Source organism: Pseudomonas flexibilis (assembly GCF_000806415.1).
Lineage (GTDB): Bacteria > Pseudomonadota > Gammaproteobacteria > Pseudomonadales > Pseudomonadaceae > Serpens > Serpens flexibilis.
The window spans coordinates 206,275-230,683 of sequence record NZ_JTAK01000001.1 but is presented as its reverse complement, the minus strand read 5'-3'; the positions used below and the strand labels follow the sequence as shown (position 1 = coordinate 230,683).

At 67.2% G+C, this 24,409-nt stretch carries 23 protein-coding genes and 3 tRNA genes; 10 read left to right on the top strand and 16 right to left on the bottom strand.

Annotation, left to right across the window (positions count from 1 at the left end):
• Positions 1 to 48: 48 nt before the first annotated feature.
• The 3 genes from rluB to edd form a co-directional block, all read right to left on the bottom strand.
• Entirely contained in the window at positions 49 to 1,440 is a 1,392-nt protein-coding gene (gene rluB, locus PT85_RS01180) for a 23S rRNA pseudouridine(2605) synthase RluB (RefSeq protein WP_039605696.1), read from the bottom strand.
• A 226-nt stretch (positions 1,441 to 1,666) separates the two neighbouring features.
• Entirely contained in the window at positions 1,667 to 2,383 is a 717-nt protein-coding gene (gene pgl, locus PT85_RS01175) for a 6-phosphogluconolactonase (RefSeq protein ID WP_039562917.1), read from the bottom strand.
• Between the two features lie 17 nt (positions 2,384 to 2,400).
• Positions 2,401 to 4,239 carry a phosphogluconate dehydratase gene (edd, locus tag PT85_RS01170; RefSeq protein ID WP_039605695.1) on the bottom strand — a complete coding sequence of 613 codons (1,839 nt, stop codon included), beginning with the start codon at positions 4,237 to 4,239 and terminating at the stop codon, positions 2,401 to 2,403.
• A gap of 144 nt (positions 4,240 to 4,383) precedes the next feature.
• Here edd and PT85_RS01165 point away from each other — a divergent pair.
• Positions 4,384 to 4,459: transfer RNA gene (locus PT85_RS01165), tRNA-Asn, on the top strand.
• A 268-nt stretch (positions 4,460 to 4,727) separates the two neighbouring features.
• On the opposite strand, the gene PT85_RS01160 is transcribed toward PT85_RS01165, so the two are convergent.
• The 13 genes from PT85_RS01160 to hemA all read right to left on the bottom strand — a co-directional run bounded on the left by PT85_RS01160 (position 4,728) and on the right by hemA (position 17,200).
• Entirely contained in the window at positions 4,728 to 5,042 is a 315-nt protein-coding gene (locus PT85_RS01160) for a ComEA family DNA-binding protein (RefSeq protein WP_027591270.1), read from the bottom strand.
• Between the two features lie 127 nt (positions 5,043 to 5,169).
• Positions 5,170 to 6,381, bottom strand: a complete 1,212-nt coding sequence (locus PT85_RS01155; RefSeq protein ID WP_027591271.1) for a hypothetical protein — start codon at positions 6,379 to 6,381, stop codon at positions 5,170 to 5,172.
• Positions 6,382 to 6,435: 54 nt separating this feature from the next.
• A complete protein-coding gene (locus tag PT85_RS01150) occupies positions 6,436 to 6,885 on the bottom strand; it encodes a YcgN family cysteine cluster protein (protein ID WP_027591272.1) in 450 nt (149 codons plus the stop codon).
• A 99-nt stretch (positions 6,886 to 6,984) separates the two neighbouring features.
• A complete protein-coding gene (locus PT85_RS01145) occupies positions 6,985 to 8,397 on the bottom strand; it encodes a sigma-54-dependent transcriptional regulator (RefSeq protein ID WP_039560055.1) in 1,413 nt (470 codons plus the stop codon).
• A complete protein-coding gene (locus PT85_RS01140) occupies positions 8,394 to 9,530 on the bottom strand; it encodes a sensor histidine kinase (protein ID WP_081798314.1) in 1,137 nt (378 codons plus the stop codon). The genes PT85_RS01145 and PT85_RS01140 overlap by 4 nt, the downstream gene beginning before the upstream one ends.
• A gap of 205 nt (positions 9,531 to 9,735) precedes the next feature.
• On the bottom strand, positions 9,736 to 10,761 hold the full coding sequence (locus PT85_RS01135) for a ferrochelatase (RefSeq protein WP_039605694.1): 1,026 nt from the start codon (positions 10,759 to 10,761) through the stop codon (positions 9,736 to 9,738).
• An 8-nt stretch (positions 10,762 to 10,769) separates the two neighbouring features.
• Positions 10,770 to 11,672 carry a TIGR01777 family oxidoreductase gene (locus PT85_RS01130; RefSeq protein ID WP_039605693.1) on the bottom strand — a complete coding sequence of 301 codons (903 nt, stop codon included), beginning with the start codon at positions 11,670 to 11,672 and terminating at the stop codon, positions 10,770 to 10,772.
• Positions 11,673 to 11,784: 112 nt separating this feature from the next.
• Complete coding sequence (locus PT85_RS01125; RefSeq protein WP_039605692.1) at positions 11,785 to 12,303, bottom strand: acyloxyacyl hydrolase; 519 nt, start codon at positions 12,301 to 12,303, stop codon at positions 11,785 to 11,787.
• A gap of 43 nt (positions 12,304 to 12,346) precedes the next feature.
• Complete coding sequence (murI, locus tag PT85_RS01120) at positions 12,347 to 13,156, bottom strand: glutamate racemase (RefSeq protein ID WP_039560052.1); 810 nt, start codon at positions 13,154 to 13,156, stop codon at positions 12,347 to 12,349.
• Positions 13,146 to 13,910, bottom strand: a complete 765-nt coding sequence (locus PT85_RS01115) for a molybdopterin-synthase adenylyltransferase MoeB (RefSeq protein WP_039605691.1) — start codon at positions 13,908 to 13,910, stop codon at positions 13,146 to 13,148. Before PT85_RS01115 ends, murI begins: the two co-directional genes overlap by 11 nt.
• Positions 13,907 to 14,740, bottom strand: a complete 834-nt coding sequence (gene prmC / locus PT85_RS01110) for a peptide chain release factor N(5)-glutamine methyltransferase (protein ID WP_039605690.1) — start codon at positions 14,738 to 14,740, stop codon at positions 13,907 to 13,909. Before prmC ends, PT85_RS01115 begins: the two co-directional genes overlap by 4 nt.
• A gap of 118 nt (positions 14,741 to 14,858) precedes the next feature.
• On the bottom strand, positions 14,859 to 15,941 hold the full coding sequence (prfA, locus tag PT85_RS01105) for a peptide chain release factor 1 (protein ID WP_027591805.1): 1,083 nt from the start codon (positions 15,939 to 15,941) through the stop codon (positions 14,859 to 14,861).
• A complete protein-coding gene (gene hemA, locus PT85_RS01100) occupies positions 15,938 to 17,200 on the bottom strand; it encodes a glutamyl-tRNA reductase (RefSeq protein ID WP_027591804.1) in 1,263 nt (420 codons plus the stop codon). Before hemA ends, prfA begins: the two co-directional genes overlap by 4 nt.
• A gap of 141 nt (positions 17,201 to 17,341) precedes the next feature.
• Between hemA and PT85_RS01095 the strand changes: the two genes are divergently transcribed.
• The 9 genes from PT85_RS01095 to ychF all read left to right on the top strand — a co-directional run bounded on the left by PT85_RS01095 (position 17,342) and on the right by ychF (position 24,317).
• On the top strand, positions 17,342 to 19,051 hold the full coding sequence (locus PT85_RS01095) for a tetratricopeptide repeat protein (RefSeq protein ID WP_039605689.1): 1,710 nt from the start codon (positions 17,342 to 17,344) through the stop codon (positions 19,049 to 19,051).
• 4 nt (positions 19,052 to 19,055) lie between these two features.
• Positions 19,056 to 19,670 carry a lipoprotein insertase outer membrane protein LolB gene (gene lolB, locus PT85_RS01090; RefSeq protein WP_027591802.1) on the top strand — a complete coding sequence of 205 codons (615 nt, stop codon included), beginning with the start codon at positions 19,056 to 19,058 and terminating at the stop codon, positions 19,668 to 19,670.
• 63 nt (positions 19,671 to 19,733) lie between these two features.
• A complete protein-coding gene (gene ispE / locus PT85_RS01085) occupies positions 19,734 to 20,591 on the top strand; it encodes a 4-(cytidine 5'-diphospho)-2-C-methyl-D-erythritol kinase (RefSeq protein ID WP_039560047.1) in 858 nt (285 codons plus the stop codon).
• Between the two features lie 25 nt (positions 20,592 to 20,616).
• Positions 20,617 to 20,691 (top strand) — tRNA-Gln (locus tag PT85_RS01080).
• Positions 20,692 to 20,743: 52 nt separating this feature from the next.
• Positions 20,744 to 20,818: transfer RNA gene (locus PT85_RS01075), tRNA-Gln, on the top strand.
• An 80-nt stretch (positions 20,819 to 20,898) separates the two neighbouring features.
• Positions 20,899 to 21,843, top strand: coding sequence for a ribose-phosphate pyrophosphokinase (locus PT85_RS01070; RefSeq protein ID WP_027591208.1), 945 nt, complete (start codon positions 20,899 to 20,901; stop codon positions 21,841 to 21,843).
• Between the two features lie 118 nt (positions 21,844 to 21,961).
• Positions 21,962 to 22,543 (top strand): 50S ribosomal protein L25/general stress protein Ctc, encoded by a 582-nt coding sequence (locus PT85_RS01065; RefSeq protein ID WP_039605688.1) that lies wholly within the window; start codon positions 21,962 to 21,964, stop codon positions 22,541 to 22,543.
• A 55-nt stretch (positions 22,544 to 22,598) separates the two neighbouring features.
• Positions 22,599 to 23,183 (top strand): aminoacyl-tRNA hydrolase, encoded by a 585-nt coding sequence (pth, locus tag PT85_RS01060; protein WP_027591206.1) that lies wholly within the window; start codon positions 22,599 to 22,601, stop codon positions 23,181 to 23,183.
• Between the two features lie 33 nt (positions 23,184 to 23,216).
• Positions 23,217 to 24,317, top strand: coding sequence for a redox-regulated ATPase YchF (gene ychF / locus PT85_RS01055; RefSeq protein WP_027591205.1), 1,101 nt, complete (start codon positions 23,217 to 23,219; stop codon positions 24,315 to 24,317).
• Positions 24,318 to 24,409: the final 92 nt, after the last annotated feature.

Sequence of the window (24,409 nt, the reverse complement as noted above, 5' to 3'; positions counted from 1 at the left end):
TGAAATAAAAAACCCGCCTGATGGCGGGTTTTTTTATGGGCGGCTTGCTTAGCGCTTGCGATCGAAGCCGGGGCGCATGCCTTCGCCGGCCGGCACGCTGCGGCGATTCACCGGAGCCTTCGGACGCGGCTTGGCCGGACGCTCACCCTGAGCCGGACGATCGGCATTCGGACGGGCCGGACGCTTGTCGGCCGGACGCTCAGACTGGGGACGCGGCTTGCGCTGCTCACCGGCAGCCGGACGGTCACCTTGCGGGCGCGGCTTGCGCTCGCTGTCGAACGGGCGCTCGCCCTGCGGACGCGGCTTGCGCTGCTCGCCGGCAAACGGGCGGTCGCCTTGCGGGCGCGGCTTGCGCTCGCTATCGAACGGACGATCACCCTGCGGACGCGGCTTGCGTTGCTCACCGGCAAACGGACGGTCGCCTTGCGGACGCGGCTTGCGCTCGCTGTCGAACGGACGATCACCCTGCGGACGCGGCTTGCGCTTGACGTCGCCGGGACGTTCGGCCACCTCGGAACGCCCCGGGCGGGCGGGCCGGGCGTCGTCACGGCGCGGCTTGTGGCGACCCGGGCGCTCGCTGGGGCTCAGCGGCTTGGCGGACTTCTTCTGCAGGCGCTCCATGCGCTCGCGGAACTTGGTGGTGACTTCCGGCAAGGCCACGGGGGTCAGGCCAACTTCCTCACTGAGGATGTCGACTTCCTTCTGGGTCATTTCGCGCCAGCGGCCCATGATCAGTTCGGAGGTGAGGAACACCGGCCCGAAGCGCACGCGCTTCAGACGGCTGACCACCACACCCTGGGATTCCCACAGGCGGCGTACTTCGCGGTTGCGGCCTTCCATCACCACCACATGGAACCAGCGGTTCAGGCCGTCGCCACCCGGGGCTTCCTGGATGTCGGTGAACTTGGCCGGACCGTCCTCGAGCATGACGCCGGCCTTCAGGGTCTCGATCATCTCTTCGGTGACCTCGCCACGCACACGCACCGCGTACTCGCGGTCCATCTCGTAGGACGGGTGCATCAGGCGGTTGGCCAGCTCACCGTCGGTGGTGAACAGCAGCAGGCCGGTGGTGTTCAGATCGAGGCGACCGATGTTGATCCAGCGGCCGCTCTGCAGGCGCGGCAGGCGGTCGAACACGGTCGGGCGACCTTCCGGATCGCTGCGGGTGCAGACTTCACCGTCGGGCTTGTTGTAGATGAGCACGCGGCGCACCACCTGGGCGGCTTCGTCCAGGCGCAGGATGCGGTCATCCAGCTGGATACTGTCGTGCGGTTCGATGCGCTGGCCAAGGGTGGCGACCTGGCCGTTGACCTTGATGCGTCCGGCGCTGATCCAGCCCTCGATGTCACGGCGCGAGCCGAGGCCCAGGCGCGCCAGGACCTTCTGCAGCTTCTCGCCGGAAACGGGTTGGGGGAATTGGTCTTGGTTCTGATCGGTCATCTGGGCACCTCCCGGTGTAGCGGGTCCGATATAGGGGGCGCGAATCATACACGCAATGAAACGGCACCGCACCGAACCTGTGGGAGCGAATTCATTCGCGAGCTTTTGGGCGCCCGGCTAGGGGCACCCGGCTAGGGGCGCCCGGCCAGGGGCGCTGGCCAGGCGCAACCACCGGACAAGCTCGCGGACAAGCTCGCGGACAAGTCCGCTCCCACAGGTCCCACGATCACTCGGGGTGCCAGTGGATTTCCAACGGGTAGTGCAGGAAGGCGCGGATCGGCATTTCCCGCACGTCGTTACCGGCGATGGCGCGGCGCAGAGTTTCCACCTTCGCCGTACCGCTGATCACTAGCAGTTGGTGGCGCGCAGCCAGGAGCATTGGGGCGGTGAGTGTCAGGCGCTCGCGGGGCTCCGTCGGTGCCTGCATGGGCAGGCAGCGGCGGCTGCCTTCCGGATCGAGGGCCTGCGCCAGGTTCGGGCTGTCGGGGAACAACGAGGCGGTGTGGCCGTCCTCGCCCATGCCGAGCACCAGCACGTCGATGGGTTGCGGCAGCGCCTCGAGGGCGGACTCGGCAGCCTCGGCGGCCGCCTCCAGCGAATCGGCAGGCTGATGCAGGCCGATGAACGACGCCGAAGCGGCGCGCCCCTGCAGCAGATAGTTGCACACCAGGTACTCGTTACTCTGCGTGCTGCGTGGATCGACCCAGCGCTCGTCGGCCAGGCTCACCACTACCTGCGACCAGTCCAGCTCGGCGCGGGACAGGCACTGGAAGAAGGCCACCGGGCTGCGCCCACCCGAGACCACCAGGCTGGCGCGCCCATGGCTTTCAATCGCCTCGCGCAAGGCCTCGGCCACCGTTTCGGCCAGCTGCTGCGCACTGCGTGCCGCATCGCTGTGGCTGTGCGCCACGACATCGAGCGGCAGATCCAGTAGATAAATCACATCGACTCCTCTTGTTTTCAGGCTTGGCGCAACTGTTCCAGGCGGGCGCTGAACACGCTGGCGCCCTGCTCCGCCGGACCGAAGGCCGCGCGCATGAAGGCAAACAGCTCGCGGCCGCTGCCCACGCCATGGTCCGGCGGCGGCGCCAGCGGTGAGCGGGACTGCCATTCGGCCTCGTCCAGCAGCACCTCCACGCGCCCCTGCTCGCCGTCCACGCGGATGATATCCCCGTCACGCAGCCGCGCCAGCGGGCCGCCCTCATGGGCCTCGGGATACAGGTGGATCGCCGCCGGCACCTTGCCGGAGGCGCCGGACATGCGCCCGTCGGTGACCAGCGCCACCTTGTAGCCACGGTCCTGCAGCACGCCGAGGAACGGCGTGAGCTTGTGCAGCTCGGGCATGCCATTGGCGCGCGGCCCCTGGAAGCGCACCACGGCGACGAAATCGCGCTCCAGCTCACCAGCCTGGAAGGCGGCAGCCAGTTCGGCCTGGTCGGCAAAGACCCGCGCCGGCGCCTGCACCACGCGGTGCTCGGGCGCGACGGCGGAGATCTTCATGATGCCGCGCCCCAGGTTGCCCTCCATCAGGCGCAGGCCGCCCTCGGCGGCGAAGGGTCGGGCCACCGGGCGCAGGACGTTCTCGTCCAGGCTCGCCGCCGGCGCCGGTCGCCAGGCCAGCTCGAGGGTCTGACTGAGCAGATACGGTTCCTGGCGGTAGGCGTGCAGGCCCTGCCCCATCACCGTGTTGACATCGGCGTGCAGCAAGCCGGCGTCCAGCAGCGTGGCCATCAGGAACGGCGTGCCGCCGGCCGCGTGGAAATGGTTCACGTCGGCACTGCCGTTGGGGTACAGCCGGGCGAGGGTGGGCACCACGGCGGACAGCTCGGTCATGTCCTGCCAGTCCAGCAGGATGCCGGCGGCGCGGGCGATGGCCGGGATGTGCAGGCTGTGGTTGGTCGAGCCGCCGGAGGCCAGCAGCGCGACCACCGCATTGACGATGCTCTTCTCGTCGACGATCTCGCACAGCGGCAGGTAGCTGCCGCTGTGCCGCGTCAGGCGGGTGACCTGCCGCGCCGCCTCGGCGGTCAGTTCGTTGCGCAGCGGCGTGTAGGGCGTGACGAAGGACGAGCCGGGCAGCTGCAGGCCCATCACCTCCAGCATCACCTGGTTGGTGTTGGCGGTGCCGTAGAAGGTGCAGGTGCCGGGGCTGTGGTAGGACTTCATCTCCGACTCGAGCAGTTCCTCGCGGGTCGCCTTGCCTTCCGCGTACAGCTGGCGCACCGCGGCTTTCTTCTCGTTGGACAGCCCGGAGGGCATCGGCCCGCCGGGAATGAAGATCACCGGCAGGTGACCGAAGCGCAGTGCACCGAGCAGCAGGCCGGGGACGATCTTGTCGCAGATGCCCAGGCACAGCGCCGCGTCGAACAGGTTGTGGGACAGCGCCACGGCAGTGGACATGGCGATGACTTCGCGGCTGGCAAGGCTCAGTTCCATGCCCGCCTCACCCTGGGTCACGCCATCGCACATGGCCGGCACACCGCCGGCGAACTGGCCCACCGAGCCAATCTCGTCCAGCGCGCCCTTGATGATCGCCGGGAAGTACTGGTACGGCTGGTGTGCGGAAAGCACATCGTTGTAGGCCGAGACGATGGCCACGCTGGCCTGATCGGGCAGGCGCAGCCGCTGCTTGTCGGAGCGGGAACAGCCGGCCATGCCATGGGCCTGGTTGGCGCAGGGCAGCGAGCTGCGCCGCGGCCCCCTGTCCGCCGCCTCGCGCATCTGCGCCAGGTAGGCGGCGCGCGTGGGTCGACTGCGTTCGATCAGCCGCAGGGTGATGGCCTGGATACGGGGATGCATGCTGGACTCCTGAAATGCTCGGCGCGGTGCGACGCTGCCATGCAGTCAGACTAACGCAGATTCACCGGGAAGGAACCGCCGCCCGCCACCCCCAGCCACGGCTGTTGACTTCCCGTTTTGAATCAGTAAGATACGCTGCGCTGTTCCGCGATAGCTCAGTCGGTAGAGCAAATGACTGTTAATCATTGGGTCCCTGGTTCGAGTCCAGGTCGCGGAGCCAAATTCAAAGCCCTGACGTAAGTCGGGGCTTTTTCGTTTTGGCCGCTGGACTCTCACCAGGGACTGCGTCCCAGGTTATTCGGCCCTGCGGGCCTCACCCCTTCGGGGCCGCGCTGAAGCGCGTTCGGCTGCGCCGTCGAGTCCAGGTCGCGGAGCCAAATTCAAAGCCCTGACGCAAGTCGGGGCTTTTTCGTTTTCGCCGCTGGACTCTCACCAGCCGCCCATGAAAAAGCCGGCCCAAGGGCCGGCTTCCGGTGCCACGAGTGGCCTTACTGCACGCTCAGCCTGTTGAGGTTCTTCTCCAGGATGGCAGTGCCAATACCTTTGACTTCCAGCAGCTCATCCACGGTGGCGAACGGGCCGTGGGCCTGGCGGTGGGCGATGATGGCCTCGGCCTTGCTGGCGCCGATGCCGACCAGCTCGCGGGCCAGGGTGTCGGCGTCGGCGGTGTTGAGATTCACCTTGGTGGCAACCTGGGCGCTCTGGGCGGCCTGGGGTTGGGCGCTGGCTTCGACAGCCAGGGCGGCGACGGAGGTGGTGCCGGCCAGGAGGGCCAGGCTGAGGGCGGACAGCAGTTTACGCATGGAAAGTTCCTTTTTCATTGAAGTCCTGCGGGCAGCCGATGCCGCCCGGCAGGCAAGCTAGCCCAACGCGGCCCGCCCGCCAGGCCGGTGTGCCAGAACGCGAGCAACGTCACGCCGGCGGCGCGACTCAGCGCAGAAGTCGCGTGTCCAGCACCTTCGAGCGCCCGCCCATGACGTTCTCGCTGATATCGATGAACTCCTGGGTGCTGGCCCGCTCCAGGCGCATCAGGCCGCGCATGACATCGTCCAGCGAACGCTGGCCGTTGCTGCGCTTGCGGATCTCGCCATCAAGGTCCTGCAGCAGCAAGACGGCGCGGGCGGTCACCGGGCCGCTGGCCCGCTCGCCGCGCAGGCTCTTCACATCCTTCGACCAGTCCGCCAGGTGCTTGCGCACCTGCTGATAGCGATCCTCGGTCATGCCGCCGGCACGACGCAGCAACTCGATGGCGTAGTACTCGGCCAGGCCTTCGCTGATCCAGTCACTGTTGTCGTGGTCGGTAACACGCGCGATGACATGGACCAGCTCGTGCAACAGCGAGCTGGTGCCGTTCTCGCTGACCAGCGGCCGGTCGGCGTGCATGAACAGCGAGTTGGGACCGGACAGGCCGCCCCGCCACATGGGCTCGCCGCCACCGACGATCAGCAGCTTGGCCGGATCGCGCTGGAACAGCTGCTGCACCTGCGGCCAGACGAAGGTCAGCAGGGTAAGGATGTCCATGCGCCGCATGCCCTGATCAAGCGGCGCGGCCACGGTGATTTCACTCAGACCGAGGCGCTCGCGGCGGGTGCCCAGCTTGCCGGCGATCAGCCAGCCAGTGGGACGGTCGAAATTGCGCGAGGGGTTGTCGACGCGGAAACGCTGCTTGCCGATCCGGGTCCAGCCGGTCTCGACGCTCTTCCAACCCTCCGGCAGGTCGAACTGCAGCCGCGAGATCAGCTCCACCCCGTCGCGCAGCGAGGCACGCGCCGGCGGCACCAGATCGTCGCCACGCATCAGGACCCAGTCCTCGGTCATGCGGGCGTCGTAGCTGCCGGAACTGCGCTGGTTGCTGATGCGCACCCGGTAGCGCAGGCTGGCCTTGCCGCTGGACGGCTGCCATCTGCCGCGCCCGTCCGCCAGGCTCCACTGGCCATCGGCCTGGAAGTCACTGAAGGTGGTGGCCTCGCCCAGGTTGAAGTCCAGCAGGTGCACGGCCTCGCCCTTCTCCACGGTCAGGCTGACCTCGGCCTGGTCCTCGGCGGGGAGGAATTTCACCCGGTAATCCAGGTCGACCTTGGCTGCCCAGGCCGGCAGCACGGTCAGCAGAACGGACAGCAACAGTGTGGAACGAGCAAGCATGGCGGCTTCCTGCGCAAGAGAGGGGGACAGTAAAGCGGATCAACCGCTTCGACCTCAACCGGCGCGGAAAATCAGGTGCTGTTCCCAGTCCTCATCGGCGACGGCGGTTTCGCTGAGCATCTTGCCGGACAGGGAGATGCCGGCGTGGTGTACCGCATCGGGGTCGTTGCAGACCAGCGGGTGCCAGGGCAGCAGGTCCTTGCCCTCGGCCACCAGGCGGTAGGCGCAGGTGGGCGGCAGCCACTTGAATTCGTCGGTGCGCGCCGGGGTCAGCTGGATGCAGTCCGGTACATGCGCGCGGCGATTGGCGTAATCGGTGCAGCGGCAGCTCTTCAGGTCCAGCAGCTTGCAGGCGATGCGGGTGTAGTAGACGCTGCCGTCGTCCTCGTCCTCGAGCTTCTGCAGGCAGCACAGGCCGCAGCCATCGCACAGCGACTCCCACTCCTCCTGGTCCAGTTCGGCGAGGGTCTTGCGTTTCCAGAAGGGTTGGACTTTGGCGGCCATGGCAATTACGAAAGGCTGGGCTTGAAAGGCGCGCAGTCTATGCCGCCGGCCGGTGGGTGCCAAGGGCGGGTGGTCGCGACGCCGCCCAAACCTGTGGGCCTACCCGAACAGATAGGCCTCGACATCCAGCCCGGCGTCGCGCATCTGCGCCAGCTTGTAGCGCAGGGTGCGCGGGCTGATGCCCAGGCGCTCGGCGGTTTCCTTGCGGCGACCGCGCTCGCTGCGCAGGGTATCGAGGATCAGCTCGAACTCGCGGCGGCGCAGGTCTTCGCCCAGCGCGCCGGCGTCGCCGCCCTCTTCCGCCAGCGGCGGCAGGGACGTTGCCACGGGCGCCGCTGCCGCCACCGGCGCAGGCGCGGCAGCCGGCAGCGGCGCCAGGCCGATGGGCATGTCCAGGCACAGGTCGTGGGGCTGGATCAGGTTGTTCTGCTGCAGGATCAGCGCACGCTGGATGGCGTTGTCCAGCTCGCGCACGTTGCCCGGCCAGGGATGCCGGCGCAGGCAATCGGCCGACTCGGGCGAGAGCTTCACCGGCGGCAGGCGCATCTTGCTGGCGTGCTTGACCAACAGGCGCTCGGCCAGCGGCAGGATGTCCGCCGGACGCTCGCGCAGCGGCCGCCAGGCCAGCGGGAACACCGAGAGGCGGTAATAGAGGTCTTCGCGGAAACGCCCGGCCGCCACTTCGCCCTGCAGGTCGCGGTTGGTGGTGGCCAGCACGCGGATGTCCAGCGGCATCGGCTTGCGCGCGCCGACCCGTTCCACTTCGCGCTCCTGCAACACGCGCAGCAGCTTGGCTTGCAGGCCCAGGGGCATCTCGGAGATTTCATCGAGCAGGATGGTGCCGCCATCGGCCAGCTCGAACTTGCCCGGCTGGGCGGCGATGGCGCCGGTGAAGGCGCCCTTCTCATGGCCGAACAGGGTGGCTTCCAGCATGTTGTCCGGAATCGCCGCGCAGTTGATGGCCACGAAGGCCTTGCCGGCGCGCGGCGAGCACTGGTGGATGTAGCGGGCCAGCACTTCCTTGCCGGTACCGGATTCGCCGGAGATCAGTACGGTGGAATCGCTGCGCGCCACCCGGGCGGCCAGTTCCAGCAACTGGCGGCTGGCCGGCTCCTCGGCCACCGGGCCGTCATGTTCACTCAGGGTCAGCACGCCGTTGGCGTGGCGCGCAACCAGATCCAGCAGCGCCTTGGGTTCGAAGGGCTTGAGCAGATAGTCGGCGGCGCCCTGGCGCATGGCGTCCACGGCGCGCTCGACGGCACCAAAGGCGGTCATCAGCAGCACCGGCAGTTGCGGCTGGCGCTGGCGGATGGCGACCAGCAACTGATGGCCGTTCATGCCCGGCATGTTCACGTCGCTGATCACCAGCGAATAGCTGTCCTGCTCCAGGGCCAGCAGCGCCTCTTCGGCGTTCTCCACGGCGCGAAAGGCGTAGCCGCCCAGCTCCAGGGTGTCGCCCAGCGCATCGCGCAGCGCCCGGTCGTCTTCGACCAGCAGAACCTTGGTAGTCATGCGTACTCCTGAACTCCTTCGGCCGCCAGGATCAGCGGCAACTCCAAAATGGCGCAGGTGCCACGGCCGACCCGCGAGCGCAGCAACAGCTCGCCGCGATGGGCGCGGGCCACCGCCTTGACCACCGCCAGACCCAGGCCGGTGCCGGCGGTCTTGGTGGTAAAGAAGGCTTCGCCGAGGCGCGCCAGCACTGCCGGCTCGATGCCCGGGCCGCTGTCGCTGACGGTCAGGCGCAGGGTGTCGCCCCGGCGCACCAGGTGGATCTTCAGCCGCACCTGCGGGCCGCCGGCCTGCACGGCGTTGTTGACCAGGTTGAGGATGGCGCCGACCAGGGTGTCGCGGTTGCACAGCAGCTCGCCGCCGCGCGCGTCGCATTGCCAGCGCACCTGCAGGCCCTCGATATGCGAATCGGCAGCGGCGCGCAGGGCGTCGAACAGCTCGCGCGGGGCCAGGCGGTCGGACAGCGGCAGCTCGCCGCGGGCGAACACCAGCATGTCGCGCACCTGGTGCTCCAGTTCCTGCAGGCGCTCCTTGATGCGCAGGGCGAAGCGCTGCTGCTGTTCGAAGGGCAGAGGGCGCTCGCTGAGATGACCGGCATAGAGCAGCGCGGCGGACAGCGGCGTGCGCACCTGATGGGCCAGCGAGGCGACCATGCGACCGAGGCTGGACAGCCGCTCGTGGCGGGCCAGCTGTTCCTGCAGCAGGCGCGTTTCGGTCATGTCCTGCAGCATCACCAGTTGGCCGGGCTCAGCCTCCAGCGAGCGGGTGGCCAGCGACACGCGTCGGCCGTTGCGCAGGGAAATCTCGTGGCCGTCGTCCTTGCGCGGCGCGAAACAGCGGGCGATCACGTCACGCCACAGCGCACCGACCAGCGGCTCGCCGAGCAGCTCGCGGGCCGCCGGGTTGGCTTCGCGCACGCGGCCGTGACCGTCGATAACCACCACGCCACCGGGCAACAAGTCGACGATGTTCTGCAGGCGCCGAGCCAGGCGCTCGCCGTCGGCCAGCTCCTGGATGCGCTGCAGGCTGAACTGCTCCAGACGGCCCTGCAACTCGTCCACGCGCGCTTCCAGGCTGCGCTGGTCGGTATCGGCGAGAAGAGCATCGGCGTGGTGGTGAAGCGCGGAGTGCATGGGCGTACCTGAGAAACCGTCACGAAACAGGCGGTAGTCAGGCCGCGAAGCAAAGGGCGTGCCGGGGCCTTTAGAACCGACACACTTTCGTCAGAGCGTAGGGCGGACAACGTCGTTCTTGTCCGCCAAGGCAGGCAACTTGAAGGCGCCGTGCGCACCGCTTGGCGGACAGGTGAAGCGTTGTCCGCCCTACGGTTTCGCAGCATCAGCGCAGCGGTACGGCCTTTTGCTCGCAGAGCTGGTTCAGGGCGTCGGCCCACTGCGGATGGTCGTTCAGGCAGGGCACCAGCACCAGTTCCTCGCCACCGGCGGCCTGGAAGACTTCACGGCCACGGTCGCCGATTTCCTCCAGGGTCTCGATGCAGTCGGCGACGAAGGCCGGGCACATGACCAGCAGCTTCTTCACACCCTTGGCGGCCAGCGCTTCGAGGGTGGGCTCGGTGTAGGGTTCGATCCACTTGTTGCGCCCCAGGCGCGACTGGAAGGACACCGACCACTGATCGTCCTTGAGCCCCGCACGCTCGGCGAACAGCTCGGCGGTGCGCTGGCACTGGCTGCGGTAGCACAGGGCAAGGTTTTCCGGGCTGACGCCCTGGCTGTTGGGCGCGCGCAGGTCGTGCTTCGGGTCCTTGACCAACTTGCGGATGTGCGACTCGGGAATGCCGTGGAAGCTCAGCAGCAGGTGGTCGAAACCCTGCTGCAGGTGTGGCCTGGCGCTGGCCAGCAGCGCCTGCTGGTAGGGCTCCTCAGCGAAGAACGGTGGCAGGTACTGCAGCTCGAAGCTGAAGCCATGCTGTGCGACGACCCGGCGGATCTCCTGCAGCACGGTGGTGGTGGTGCTGTCGGCGAACTGCGGGTACAGCGGCGCCACGGTGATGCGCCGCACGCCCTGCTCGGCCAGGCAGCGCAGCGTGCCCTCGATGGACGGCTCGGCATAACGCATGGCCAGCTCCACCGGCCCGTGGCTCCAGCGATCGGCCATCGCCGCCTGCAGACGGCGGCTGAGCACGATCAGCGGCGAGCCCTCTTCCCACCAGATGGAAGCATAGGCATGCGCCGACGCGGCGGGCCGCTTCCAGAGAATCAGCGACACCAGCAGGCGGCGCAGCGGCCAGGGCAGATCGATGACATAGGGGTCCATGAGGAACTGGTTGAGGTAGCGACGCACATCTTCCACCTTGGTGGATTCGGGCGACCCCAGGTTGACCAGCAACAGCGCGTGATCGGTCATGCAACTTCCTATCGATGGCGGCCGAGCAGGTCGGCCAGGGCTAAATCCAGATCGGCGAAGCGAAACGCGAAACCCTGCTCCTGCAAGCGTCGGGGCGTCAGGTGCTGGCCGCCGAGCAACAGGCTGGACAGCTCGCCAAGGCCCTTGAGGGCGAAGGCCGGCACGCGCAGCAGGGTTGGCCGCTGCAACGCACGACCGAGCGCATGGGCAAAGTCGCGGTTGCGCACCGCCTGCGGAGCGCAGGCATTGTACGGGCCGCTCGCGTCGGGATGGGAGACGAGAAAATCGATCAGGGCGATTTCATCGTGCAGGTGGATCCAGGGCATCCATTGCCGGCCGCTGCCCTGCGGCCCGCCCAGGCCGAGCCGGTACAGTGGCAGCAGGCGCGGCAACATGCCGCCGTCGAGGGTCAGCACCGGCGCGGTGCGCACGCGCACCACGCGCAGCCCCAGCGCCTCGGCGCGGCAGGCCGCATCCTCCCAGGCGCCGCATAGGCGCGCGGCGAAGCCCTGGTCGGCGGGCGGCGACGTCTCGTCCAGCCGCTGCTCGCCGGCGTCGCCGTACCAGCCGGTGGCCGAGCCGGAGACCAGCACCGCCGGCCGCTGCGCGCGGCGCGCCAGCCAGTCCACCAGCTGCTCGGTCAGGGTGACGCGACTGTCCCACAGCTCCTGGCGGCGTGCCGCCGTCCAGGGCCGGTCGGCAATGGGCGCGCCGGCCAGGTTGACCACCGCGTCCAGCGGCTGGTCGTCCAGCTCGACCAGCTCGGCGACGCCCTGCACGCCGGCGCCGCAGATCGCCGGCACGGCTTGCGGCCGGCGACTCCACACCCAGACCTCATGGCCCTGGGCACGCCAGAGATGACAGAGATGACGACCGATGAGACCGGTACCGCCGGTGAGCAGGATGCGCATGGGGGAAGTCCTCCCGAACGTGCGTGAAGGTAGGGTGCTCAACCCTCTCCCCCCGCCCCCTCTCCCGTCAAGGGAGAGGCCTTCTCTCCCTGCCAGCGGTGCGCCCTTTCCCCTACAGCGGCAACCGGTAATACAGGCTGTAGACCTCCGCTCCGTCGTTGGGATTCTTGATGCCCGCGTTGGAATAGTGGATGGCACGCAGACCCAGAGTATGTCCTTGGCCAAAGCGCAGACCGACGCCGATGCGGTCCTCGAACTGGAACATCGATCCCAGGTCGCGGTCCTCGATCTGCGTGTCGGCGAATACCGCCACACCGATGCCCACCTCGATGAACGGCCGTAGCCGTTCGCCGGCGAATTCATAGACGAACACCGGCGCCAACGACAGGCTGTGGTTGTCGGAGGTCAGGTCGCCCTCCCACCAGGTGTAACCGGCGTCCCAGTAGCCGGTCAGTCGTCCGGTGGAGGTTTGCCACCAGCTGCGGGAGAAGCTCGATTCCAGGGCAATTCGCACGACCGTCGTGGAGTCGTGGCTCTCTCCGACCGACAGGGTCAGATCCACGGCCTGGGCTGCCGGGGAGGTGGCCGCGGCCAGGGCAAATGCCGCCACCAGGGGTAATCCGTTGCGCATCGGGAATGTCCTCGTTTGCTGGGACTTCCCGTCATCTGAAGACTCAGGCCGCGCCGAGTTCCACCGGCAGCGCCTCGAGCCGCGCCGCATGCGGCCAGAGCACCGGCAACACCCGGCGCAGCGCCTCGGGATCGCCACTGGTGTGAAAGCGCGCCGGCGCGGCCGGGCCGGCGGCCAGCAGGTCGCGGGCCGCCAGCAGGCGATGCAGCTGACGCGCCACCGCTTCGCCGGTATCGATCAGGCTCACCGACTCGGGCACCAGCTGGCGCAGCAGCGGCTTGAGGAAGGGATAGTGGGTGCAACCGAGGATCAGCGTGTCGCAGCCGGCCTCCAGCAGCGGGGCCACGTAGCCCTGCAGCAGCGCGCGGGTTTCCTCGCTCTGCAACGCGCCGCTTTCCACGCATTCCACCAGGCCCGGACAGGGCTGGGTGACCACCCGCACATCGTGGGCGAAGCGGTCCAGCAGCGCGGCGAACTTGGCGCTCTTCAGCGTGCCGGTGGTGGCCAGCACCCCCACCGCGCCACTGCGCGTAGCGCTGGCCGCTGGCTTGACCGCCGGCTCCATGCCGACGATGGGCAACTCGGGCCAGGTTCCGCGCAGTTCGGCGACCGCCGCCGCGGTGGCGGTGTTACAGGCCACCACCAGCGCCTTGCAGCCTTGGTCGAGCAGGAACTCGGTAATGGCGCGGCTGCGCGCGCGGATGAACTCCGGGCTTTTCTCGCCGTAGGGCACGAAGCCGCTGTCCGCCACGTAAAGCAGCGACTCGTTGGGCAGGCGCGCCTGGATCTCGCGCAGCACCGATATGCCGCCGACCCCGGAGTCGAACACGCCGACTGGCGCCTCACTGGCCATGCCGTCCTCCGCACACCGCACAGGCCGGATCGCGGCGCACCTTCAGCTCGCGGAAGCGGCTGCCCAGCGCGTCGATCAGCAGCAGTCGGCCAATCAGCGGCTCGCCGAAGCCGGCCAGCAGCTTGAGGGCTTCCAGCGCCTGCAGGCTGCCGACCAGGCCGACCAGCGGACCGATCACGCCGGCCTCGCTGCAGGTCAGTTCCGCCTCGCTGCCATGGCCGTACAGGCAGTGGTAGCAGGGACTGTCGGCGCCGCGCGGATCGAACACCGCCAGTTGCCCTTCCAGGCGGATCGCCGCGCCGGAGACCAGCGGCGTGCCGGCCGACACGCAGGCGGCATTGACCGCCTCGCGGGTGGCGAAGTTGTCGCAGCAGTCCACCACCACGTCCACCGCTGCCACGGCGGCGGCCAGCGAATCGGCATCCAGCGCGGCGCGATGCGCCACCAGACGCACCTCAGGGTTGAGCGCGGTCAGCCGGGCGATGGCCGAGTCGACCTTGGCGACGCCCAGGCTGTGGCTGTCGTGGATGATCTGGCGCTGCAGGTTGGTCAGGTCCACCTGGTCGAAGTCCGCCAGGTGCAGCTCGCCCACCCCGGCGGCGGCCAGGTACAACGCCACCGGCGAGCCCAGCCCGCCGAGGCCGACGATCAGCACCCGCCCTTGCTTGAGGCGCAGCTGGCCCTCGATATCGATCTGCCTGAGGAGAATCTGCCGGCTGTAGCGCAGCAGTTCCTGGTCGTTCAATTCGGTCATTCAGCCTCCCAGCAACCCAGACTGATGCGTTGGTGATTGCCCAGGTCGCGGCGGCTTTCCACCCGGGTGAAGCCGGCGGCGCTGAGCAGCGCGCGCACCGCCTCGGCCTGATCGTAGCCGTGCTCCAGCAGCAGCCAGCCACCGGGCAGCAGGTGCCGGGGCGCCAGCGCGATGATCGAGCGAATGTCGTCCAGCCCGTCCGCCCCGGCCACCAGCGCGCTGGCCGGCTCGAAGCGCACGTCGCCCTCGCCCAGGTGGCGGTCGGCGGCGGCGATGTAGGGCGGATTGCTGACGATCAGCGCAAAGCGCTGCTCGTCCAGGCCATCGAACCAGTGGCTGAGCTGGAAGCGCGCGTTGGACAGGCCCAGGCGCTGGCCATTGCGAGCAGCCAGCGCCACGGCCGCGTCGACGCGATCCACGCCGGTCACCCGCCAGGCCGGCCGCTCGGCGGCCAGGGCCAGGGCGATGGCGCCGGTGCCGGTGCCCAGGTCGAGCACCTCCAGCGGCGTGGCCGGCGCCAGTTGCAGGGCGGTTTCCACCAGCAGCTCGGTGTCGGGGCGGGGAATCAGCGTGTCGGGGGAGACTTCCAGATCGAGGCTCCAGAAACCCTGGCGTCCCAGCAGGTAGGCCACCGGCTCGCCAGCGCGGCGGCGTTGCAGCAGGCGTTCGAAGGCCGCGTATTGCTCGGCGTCGGGTTTGTGTTCCGGCCAGGTGCGCAGGAAGCTGCGCGGCTTGCCCAGCACATGGGCGAGCAGCAGCTCGGCGTCCAGGCGCGGGCTGGGCGAGTCGGGCAGATCGGCGGCTTCGAGCAGGGATTGGAGGGTGGGCATTCGACAGGAAAACTCCTCTGCGGCCGTGGCCGCTCTGTGGGAGCGAATTCATTCGCGAGCTTTTGGCTTCGGTGCTCACCGCATCGCGGACAAGTCCGCTGCCACAAAAGCGCCGTGCTTAATCCCCCAGCGCCGCCAGCTGGTCGGCCTGGAATTCCTGACGCAGCGGCTCGATCACCTGTTCGACCGCGCCGGCCATCACTTCGCCCAGGGAATACAGGGTCAGGTTGATGCGGTGGTCGGTGACCCGGCCCTGCGGGAAGTTATAGGTGCGGATGCGCTCGGAACGGTCGCCCGAACCCACCAGCAGCTTGCGGGTGTCGGAAATTTCCTTGTGGGCGGCGGCGTCCTGCTGGTCCTGCAGCTTGGCCGCCAGCCAGGCCATGGCCTTGGCGCGGTTCTTGTGCTGCGAACGCTCTTCCTGGCACTCGACCACGATGCCGGTAGGCAGGTGGGTGATGCGGATCGCCGATTCGGTCTTGTTGACGTGCTGGCCGCCGGCGCCGGAGGAGCGGTAGGTGTCGACGCGCAAATCCGCCGGGTTGATCTCGATGGCCGCCTGCTCATCCGGCTCGGGCAGAACCGCCACGGTGCAAGCCGAGGTATGGATGCGGCCCTGGGATTCGGTTTCCGGCACGCGCTGCACGCGGTGCGCGCCAGACTCGAACTTGAGCTTGGCGTACACGTCGTCACCCTCGACGCGGGTGATGATTTCCTTGTAGCCGCCGTGCTCGCCGGGGTTCTCGGAGAGGATTTCGATGCGCCAGCCCTGCTTCTCGGCATAGCGCGAATACATGCGGAACAGGTCGCCAGCAAAGATCGCCGCCTCGTCGCCGCCGGTGCCGGCGCGCACTTCCAGGAACACGTTGCGGCTGTCGTTGGGGTCGCGCGGCAACAGCATGCGCTGCAGGCGATCCTCCAGTGTCTCCAGCTCGGCGCGCGCCTGCTCGACCTCTTCCTCGGCCATCGCGCGCAGCTCCGGATCGCTGTCCTTGAGCATTTCCCGCGCGCCATCCAGGTCGGACTGCACCTTGCAGAAATCCCGGTAGGCGAGGATCACCGGCTCCACCTCGGCGTATTCCTTGGAATAGGCGCGGAACTGGTTCTGGTTGCCGATCACTTCGGCGTCGCCGAGCAGCGCGGTGAGCTCTTCGTAGCGGTCCTGAAGCCCTTCCAGCTTCTTCAGAAGGGATGCCTTCATTTCTTCGTCTCGTCGAGGGCAAACAGCTCCTGGGCCACGGCCAGCGCATCCAGGCGACCGTCGGCACTGAGCCGCTTGAGCTGCACGCTCGGCGCGTGCAGCAGCTTGTTGGTCAGGCCGCGGGCCAGCTGGGCGAGCACGTCTTCGGCGCTGCCGCCGTTCTGCAGCAGGCGCTGGGCCTTGGCCAGTTCCTCGTCGCGCAGGCGCTCGGCCTGCTGCCGGTAGGCCTTGAGGACGTCCACGGCGGCCAGTTCGCGCAGACGGGCCATGAACTCGTCGGCGCCCAGCGATACCAGATCCTCGGCGGCGCGCGCCGCGCCTTGGCGGCTCTTGAGGTTTTCCTCCACCACCTCGTGGAGGTCGTCCACGGTGTAGAGGTATACGTCCTCCAGCTCGCCGACCTGCGGCTCGATGTCGCGCGGCACGGCGATGTCGACCATGAACATCGGCTTGTGCTTGCGCAGCTTCAGCGCGCGCTCGACGGCGCCCTTGCCGAGGATCGGCAGCTGGCTGGCGGTGGAACTGATGACGATGTCGCTGTGGACCAGCTCATCGGGAATCTCGGAGAGCAGCACCGCGCGGGCGCCGAGCTCGTCGGCCAGGGTGCGGGCGCGCTCCAGGGTACGGTTGGCCACCACGATGCGCTTGACGCCCTGCTCGTGCAGGTGGCGGGCGACCAGGGTGATGGTTTCGCCGGCGCCGATCAGCAGCGCCTGGCTGTTCTCCAGCCGACTGAAGATCTGCTTCGCCAGGCTGACGGCGGCAAAGGCCACGGACACCGGGTTCTCGCCGATGGCGGTGTCGGTGCGGACGGTCTTGGCGGTGCTGAAGGTGGCCTGGAACAGGCGACCCAGCAGCGGGCCGATGGTGCCCGCCTCACGGGCCACCGCGTAGGCGGATTTCATCTGGCCGAGGATCTGCGGCTCGCCGAGCACCAGCGAATCCAGCCCGGACGCCACGCGCATCATGTGGCGCACGGCCTGCTCGTCGGCATGCACGTAGGCACACTGGCGCAGCTCGTCTAGGCTCAGGCGGTGGTAATCGGCCAGCCATTGCAGGACCCGGTCGGCCTGCAGGCAGTCCTGGTGCAGATACAACTCGCTGCGGTTGCAGGTCGAGAGAATCGCCGCTTCACTGCTCGGCGTCACGCTGCAGAGCTGCTGGAGCGCCTCGACCATCTGCTCGGGCGTGAACGCCACCCGCTCGCGGATGTCCACGGAAGCGGTCTTGTGGTTGATACCAAGGGCGAGGAAGGCCATGCACGTCTTAGGTCGGATCAGGGAAGCGCGCAATTCTCCTATGTCGCCCGTGTTTGAACAACTCCCATCCACCCTGCCCCGCCGATGGGCTTGCCGGCAGGCCTGTGTCATGATGGCGCAAAGCAGGTGAGTTACCCCTCCATGAAGATATTCGTCACGCTGTTGGCCGGCCTCATGCTCCTGGGCTGCCAGACACTGCCCTCCGCCTCGCGCAGCACCGAGCCTGAAACCGCCGCCGCACCCGAGCCGGTGGAATATGCCTCGTTCACGCCGGACACCCTGTTTGCGCTGCTGACCGCCGAACTGGCCGGCCAGCGCGGCCGCTTCGACATCGCCTTGGCCAACTACCTGCGCGAAGCCCATGCCACCCGCGACCCCGGCGTGGCCGAGCGCGCCTACCGCATCTCCGAGTACCTGGGCGCCACCCAGGCGGCCCTCGACAGCGCACTCATCTGGGCTGACAGCGACCCGAGCAATATCGAGGCACAGCGCGCCGCAGCCATCCAGCTGGCCCGTGCCGGGCGCTTCGAGCAATCCCTCGTGCACATGGAGAACATCCTGCGCCACAAGGGCAATCCGCACTTCGACTTCCTCGCGCTGTCCGCGGCGGAGACCGACCCGGACACCCGCGCCGGGCTGATGACCAGCTTCGATCAGTTGCTGCAGAAGTACCCGGACAACGCCCAGCTGCTGTTCGGCCAGGCCCTGCTGCTGCAGCAGGACGGCAAGCCCGAAGAGGCTCTGGCGCTGCTCGACCACCCGGCGCTGCGCAAGGGTGACGTCGGCGCCCTGCTGCTGCGCGCCCGGCTGTTGCAGAGCCTGGATCGCGGCGACGAAGCCCTGCCGCTGCTGCACAAGGGCATCCGCCAGCACCCGGACGACAAGCGCCTGCGCCTGGCCGAGGCACGCCTGCTGGTCGACCAGCGCAAGCTACCCGAGGCGCACAAGGCGTTCTCGGAACTGCTGGAGCAGCACCCGGAAGACGACGACCTGCGCTTCTCCCTGGCCCTGGTCAGCATGGAAATCGAAGACTGGCAGGGTGCCCGTGAATTGCTGGAAGAGCTGCTCGAACGCGACGCTCATCGCAACGCTGCTCTGCTGCATCTGGGGCGCGTCTACGAGGAGCTCGGCGAACCCGAGGAGGCTCTGGAGGCCTATGCCCAGATCGAGCCGGGCAATGAGTACCTGCCCGCGCTGGCGCGCCAGAGCACGCTGCTGTTCGAACGCCAGCAAGGCAGCGAGGCGGCGCGCCTGCTGCGCGAAGCCCGCGCCAGCTATCCGGAATACGCGGTGCAGCTCTACCTGATCGAAGCCGAAGCCTGGGGGCGCAACAACCAGCCGCAACGCGCCAGCCGCCTGATCGACCAGGCCCTCGCCGAATATCCCGGCGACCTCAACCTGCTCTACAGCCGGGCCATGCTGGCCGAGAAGCGCGGTGACCTGGCGCAACTGGAGCGCGACCTGCGCTTCATCCTCGAACAGGAACCGGACAACGCCATGGCCCTCAACGCCCTGGGCTACACGCTGGCCGATCGCACCAACCGCTACGAGGAAGCCCGCCGCCTGATCGAGCAGGCCTATCAACTGAGTCCGGACGACGCGGCGGTCATCGATAGTCTGGGCTGGGTGAACTACCGCATGGGCAACCTGGCAGAGGCCGAGCGCCTGCTTCGCCTGGCCATGGACAAGATGCCCGACGCAGAAATCGCCGCACACCTGGGTGAAGTGCTCTGGGTGCGCGGCAAGCAGCGCGAGGCACGCAAGGTGTGGGCCGAGGCGCTCAAGAGCGACCCGGAGAACACCACCCTGCTGCGCACGCTGCAACGCCTGACCGGATCGGAGAAGCCCTGACGCCATGAAACGCCTGACGACTCTGCTTGCCATCCTCACCCTGCTTGCCGGCTGCGCCGCCAAGCAGCCTCGCGAACTCATGGAAGGCCAGGGCAACCCTGCCCAGTGGCAGGCCCACAAGGTGCAGATCAGCCAGATCGACGGCTGGCAGATCACCGGCAAGCTCGGCCTAAAGACGCCTGAGGATTCCGGCAGCGCTACTCTGCAGTGGCTGCAGCGCCAGTCGTATTTCGACATCCGCCTCTCCGGCCCGCTGGGCCAGGGCGCCAGCCGCCTGATCGGTCGCCCCGGCGCCACCGAGCTGGAAATCGCCAATCAGGGGCGCTACAGCGCCGAATCGCCGGAGGCGCTGCTGGAACAACAGCTCGGCTGGCAGTTGCCCGTCTCCCACCTGCTCTGGTGGATACGCGGCCTCCCCGAACCCGACAGCCGCAGCCAGCTGACGCTAGACGCCGACAGCCGCCTGGCGAGACTGACCCAGGAGGACTGGCGGGTGGACTATCTCGATTACCTGGAGCAGGACGGCTTCGCCCTGCCCTCGCGCATGAAGCTGTACGGCAAGGACCTGGAAATCACCTTGGTTATCAAGGACTGGCGTCCGCGCCTGCTGGGCCGCTAGCGCCGACACCCCCTCTCTCCCCACGAGGGAGAGAGAAATGACTCCCCGAACCGAACCAACCCCATGCATGACGCCCAACTGATCCTGCCCGCCCCGGCCAAGCTCAACCTGTTCCTGCATATCCTCGGCCGCCGCCCGGACGGTTATCACGAGCTGCAGACACTCTTCCAGTTTCTCGACCATGGCGACGAACTCGGTTTCCGTTGCCGCGAGGACGGGCAGATCCGCCTGCATACCGACATTCCCGGCGTACCCCACGACAGCAACCTGATCGTCCGCGCCGCACGGCGTCTGCAGGAGCAGTCCGGCACGCGTCTGGGCGCCGATATCTGGCTGGACAAGCGCCTGCCCATGGGCGGCGGCATCGGCGGCGGCAGTTCGGATGCCGCCACCACGCTGGTGGGCCTCAATCACCTCTGGGGGCTGGACTGGAGCGAGGACCGCCTGGCCGAGCTGGGCCTCACCCTGGGTGCGGATGTACCGGTCTTCGTGCGCGGTCGCGCGGCGTTCGCCGAAGGGGTAGGTGAAAAGCTCACCCCGGTTACCCCGGAGGAACCCTGGTACCTGGTCGTTGCGCCGCAAGTGTCTGTTAGTACAGCAGAAATTTTTTCCGACCCGGAGTTGACACGTGATACTCCGGCCATTAGAGTTCGCAGCCTTCCTGAGGGGGGCGGTCATAACGACTGTCAGCCGGTGGTTGAGAAGCGCTACAGCGAAGTTCGTAACGCTTTGAAGTGGTTGAACAATTTTGTTCAGGCACGCATGACCGGCACTGGAGCTTGTGTGTTTGGGAGCTTCCCAAATCGCGATGAGGCTGCTAAAGTCTCGCGCCAACTTCCAGCCACTCTGCCGAGCTTCATCGCTCGCGGTTGCAACCGGTCTCCGCTGCACCGCGCGCTGGAGAACTTGGACAGGAAGTGAATGCCTGATTTCGGGAATTCGATACAGGGGCGTCGCCAAGCGGTAAGGCAGCAGGTTTTGATCCTGCCATGCGTTGGTTCGAATCCAGCCGCCCCTGCCATTAACCCTCACGGGTTGCGAGTTCCGGTCAGAACATTCGAGTAAAACCCTACAGGGGCGTCGCCAAGCGGTAAGGCAGCAGGTTTTGATCCTGCCATGCGTTGGTTCGAATCCAGCCGCCCCTGCCATATTCCAGAGCTGTTCAAAAAGCACGCCTTTTTGAACGGCTTTTCAATTTCATCGGACCCAATCCAGGCAGGTACTGCGCGTGTCCAAGATGATGGTCTTCACGGGGAACGCCAACCCCGATCTGGCGCGTCGCGTCGTTCAGCAATTGCACATCCCGCTCGGCGACGTTGCCGTAGGCAAGTTCTCCGACGGCGAGATCAGCGTTGAAATCAATGAAAATGTTCGCGGCAAGGACGTCTTCCTGATTCAGCCGACCTGTGCGCCCACCAACGACAACCTGATGGAGCTGGTGGTAATGGCCGACGCCTTCCGCCGCTCCTCCGCGTCGCGCATCACCGCCGTGATCCCCTACTTCGGCTATGCCCGTCAGGATCGCCGCCCCCGCTCCGCCCGCGTGGCGATCAGCGCAAAGGTGGTGGCCGACATGCTGGCCAACGTCGGCGTCAACCGTGTGCTCACCGTTGACCTGCACGCCGACCAGATCCAGGGCTTCTTCGATATCCCCGTGGACAACATCTACGGCTCGCCCACCCTGGTGGACGATATCGAAGACCAGCGCTTCGAGAACCTGCTGATCGTGTCCCCGGATATCGGTGGCGTGGTGCGTGCGCGCGCCGTGGCCAAGAGCCTGGGTGTGGACCTGGCGATCATCGACAAGCGTCGCCCCAAGGCCAACGTGTCCGAAGTCATGCACATCATCGGCGATGTCGAAGGCCGCACCTGCGTGCTGGTCGACGACATGGTCGATACCGCCGGCACCCTGTGCCTGGCCGCCAAGGCCCTCAAGGACCACGGCGCCGAACGCGTCTATGCCTATTGCACCCACCCCGTGCTGTCCGGCCGCGCCATCGAGAACATCGAAGGCTCCGCGCTCGACGAAGTGGTGGTCACCAACACCATCCCGCTGTCCCCGGCGGCGCAGGCGTGCCCGCGCATTCGCCAGCTGGACATCGCCCCGGTGGTCGCCGAAGCGGTACGCCGCATCAGCAACGAAGAATCGATCAGCGCAATGTTTCGCAGCTGACGGCCCTGCCGCCAGCTATCGCGCTGAACACAAACGCCCCGCCTGACGCGGGGCTTTTCCGAGTCGCCCAAACGCTGGTCGCAAGCGTGCGGGCGACACGTATATCTGGAGATACAACATGACCAAGATCACCCTGAATGCCGAAGCGCGTTCCGACCTGGGGAAAGGTGCGAGCCGCCGCCTGCGTCGTAACGCCAACCTGGTTCCCGCCGTTGTCTACGGCGGCGACAAGGCTCCGCAATCCATCAGCCTGCTGGCCAAGGACTTCGCCAAGGCGCTGGAAAACGAAGCCACCTTCAGCAGCGTCATCAGCCTGACCATCGACGGCAAGGCCGAAGACGTGGTCATCAAGGCCCTGCAGCGTCACCCGGCCAAGAGCTTCGTGCTGCACGCCGACTTCGTGCGCGTCGTTGCCGGCCAGAAGATGACCACCAGCGTTCCCCTGCACTTCATCAACGCCGAAAACTCGGTGGGCGTGAAGCAGCAAGGCGGCGAAGTGTCCCACGTGATCAGCGAAGTGGAAGTGTCCTGCGAAGCCAAGGACCTGCCGGAGTTCATCGAAGTTGACCTGAGCAACGTCGAAGTCGGCCAGATTCTGCACCTGTCCGACCTGAAGCTGCCGAAGGGCGTTCAACTGGTGGCCCTGGCCCACGGCAACAACCTGGCCGTGGCCAACATCCACGCCTCGCGCGCCGAGTAATGCAACTGGCGCTGCCGCGCGTTGCGCGGCAGCCGCTTAAGGAAGGGCCCCTGACGTGACTGCCGTACAACTGATCGTCGGCCTGGGTAATCCAGGCCCCGAATACGACCAGACCCGGCATAACGCAGGGGCCCTTTTCGTTGAGCGCCTTGCCGACGCCAAGGGCGTGCGCCTGGTTCTCGACAAGAAGTATTTCGGCCTGGTGGGCAAGTTCACCCATCAGGGTCAGGACGTTCGTCTGCTCATCCCCACCACCTACATGAACCGCAGCGGACAGGCCGTCGCCGCGCTGGCCCGGTTCTACCGCATCGAGCCCGATGCGATCCTGGTGGCCCACGACGAACTCGACATGCCCCCCGGCGTCGCGAAGCTCAAGAAAGGCGGCGGACACGGCGGGCACAACGGACTGCGCGACATCATCGCCCAGCTCGGCAACAACAACGGTTTTCATCGTCTGCGCCTGGGCATCGGCCATCCCGGCCACGCCAGCCTGGTGTCCGGCTTCGTGCTCAGCCGCGCGCCGCGCAGCGAGCAGGAGCTGCTGGACAAGAGCATCGACCACGCCCTGGGCGTTGTTCCAGAGATCCTGGCTGGCGACTGGACCAAGGCCATGCAGACGCTGCACAGCCAGAAAGCCTGATCACTCCCCTTTTCGATTCGCGAGGGATACACCATGGGATTCAATTGCGGCATCGTCGGCCTGCCCAACGTCGGCAAGTCCACCCTGTTCAACGCCCTGACCAAGTCCGGCATCGCCGCGGAGAACTTCCCGTTCTGCACCATCGAGCCCAACAGCGGCATCGTGCCGATGCCCGATGCCCGCCTGGATGCCCTGGCGGCGATCGTCAAGCCCGAGCGCGTGCTGCCGACCACCATGGAATTCGTCGACATCGCCGGTCTGGTCGCCGGCGCCTCCAAGGGTGAGGGCCTGGGCAACAAGTTCCTGGCCAACATCCGCGAGACCGACGCCATCGCCCACGTGGTGCGCTGCTTCGAGGATGAGAACGTCATCCACGTGGCCAACAGCGTGGATCCCAAGCGCGACATCGAGATCATCGACCTGGAACTGATCTTCGCCGACCTGGACAGCTGCGAGAAGCAACTGCAGAAGGTCGCCCGCAACGCCAAGGGCGGCGACAAGGAAGCCCTGGCGCAGAAGGCCATCCTGGAAAAGCTCATCCCGCACTTCAGCGAGGGCAAGCCGGCCCGCAGCCTGATGAAGCACATGGACGACGAGCAGAAGCGCATCGTCCGCGGCTTCCACCTGCTGACCAGCAAGCCGGTGATGTACATCGCCAACGTCGCCGAGGACGGCTTCGAGAACAACCCGCACCTGGACGTGGTGAAGGCCATCGCCGAGGAAGAAGGCGCCATCGTGGTGCCGGTGTGCAACAAGATCGAGGCGGAAATCGCCGAGCTGGACGATGACGAGGAAAAGATGATGTTCCTCGAGTCCATGGGCATGGAGGAGCCGGGTCTGAACCGCGTGATCCGCGCCGGCTACCAGCTGCTCAACCTGCAGACCTACTTCACCGCCGGGGTGAAGGAAGTACGCGCCTGGACCGTCAAGGTCGGCGCCACCGCCCCGCAGGCCGCCGGCGTGATCCACACCGACTTCGAGAAGGGCTTCATCCGCGCCGAAGTCATCGCCTACGACGACTTCATCCAGTACAAGGGCGAGGCCGGCGCCAAGGAAGCCGGCAAATGGCGCCTGGAAGGCAAGGACTACATCGTCAAGGACGGCGACGTGATGCACTTCCGCTTCAACGTTTGAGGATTGCGCTGGCTCTCAGCGGACCTTGGTGGACACCGAACCCCTTGCAGTCATTGGCTGCAAGGGGTTTTTTCTTATGCACCTGCAAAATA

Excerpts from the sequence above, each read along its gene's own strand:
- rluB (WP_039605696.1), bottom strand. The coding sequence starts at position 1,440 with ATGACCGATCAGAACCAAGACCAATTCCCCCAACCCGTTTCCGGCGAG.
- edd (WP_039605695.1), bottom strand. The coding sequence starts at position 4,239 with ATGCATCCCCGTATCCAGGCCATCACCCTGCGGCTGATCGAACGCAGT.
- PT85_RS01160 (WP_027591270.1), bottom strand. The coding sequence starts at position 5,042 with ATGCGTAAACTGCTGTCCGCCCTCAGCCTGGCCCTCCTGGCCGGCACC.
- PT85_RS01155 (WP_027591271.1), bottom strand. The coding sequence starts at position 6,381 with ATGCTTGCTCGTTCCACACTGTTGCTGTCCGTTCTGCTGACCGTGCTG.
- PT85_RS01150 (WP_027591272.1), bottom strand. The coding sequence starts at position 6,885 with ATGGCCGCCAAAGTCCAACCCTTCTGGAAACGCAAGACCCTCGCCGAA.
- PT85_RS01145 (WP_039560055.1), bottom strand. The coding sequence starts at position 8,397 with ATGACTACCAAGGTTCTGCTGGTCGAAGACGACCGGGCGCTGCGCGAT.
- PT85_RS01140 (WP_081798314.1), bottom strand. The coding sequence starts at position 9,530 with ATGCACTCCGCGCTTCACCACCACGCCGATGCTCTTCTCGCCGATACC.
- PT85_RS01135 (WP_039605694.1), bottom strand. The coding sequence starts at position 10,761 with ATGACCGATCACGCGCTGTTGCTGGTCAACCTGGGGTCGCCCGAATCC.
- PT85_RS01130 (WP_039605693.1), bottom strand. The coding sequence starts at position 11,672 with ATGCGCATCCTGCTCACCGGCGGTACCGGTCTCATCGGTCGTCATCTC.
- PT85_RS01125 (WP_039605692.1), bottom strand. The coding sequence starts at position 12,303 with ATGCGCAACGGATTACCCCTGGTGGCGGCATTTGCCCTGGCCGCGGCC.
- murI (WP_039560052.1), bottom strand. The coding sequence starts at position 13,156 with ATGGCCAGTGAGGCGCCAGTCGGCGTGTTCGACTCCGGGGTCGGCGGC.
- PT85_RS01115 (WP_039605691.1), bottom strand. The coding sequence starts at position 13,910 with ATGACCGAATTGAACGACCAGGAACTGCTGCGCTACAGCCGGCAGATT.
- prmC (WP_039605690.1), bottom strand. The coding sequence starts at position 14,740 with ATGCCCACCCTCCAATCCCTGCTCGAAGCCGCCGATCTGCCCGACTCG.
- prfA (WP_027591805.1), bottom strand. The coding sequence starts at position 15,941 with ATGAAGGCATCCCTTCTGAAGAAGCTGGAAGGGCTTCAGGACCGCTAC.
- hemA (WP_027591804.1), bottom strand. The coding sequence starts at position 17,200 with ATGGCCTTCCTCGCCCTTGGTATCAACCACAAGACCGCTTCCGTGGAC.
- PT85_RS01095 (WP_039605689.1), top strand. The coding sequence starts at position 17,342 with ATGAAGATATTCGTCACGCTGTTGGCCGGCCTCATGCTCCTGGGCTGC.
- lolB (WP_027591802.1), top strand. The coding sequence starts at position 19,056 with ATGAAACGCCTGACGACTCTGCTTGCCATCCTCACCCTGCTTGCCGGC.
- ispE (WP_039560047.1), top strand. The coding sequence starts at position 19,734 with ATGCATGACGCCCAACTGATCCTGCCCGCCCCGGCCAAGCTCAACCTG.
- PT85_RS01065 (WP_039605688.1), top strand. The coding sequence starts at position 21,962 with ATGACCAAGATCACCCTGAATGCCGAAGCGCGTTCCGACCTGGGGAAA.
- ychF (WP_027591205.1), top strand. The coding sequence starts at position 23,217 with ATGGGATTCAATTGCGGCATCGTCGGCCTGCCCAACGTCGGCAAGTCC.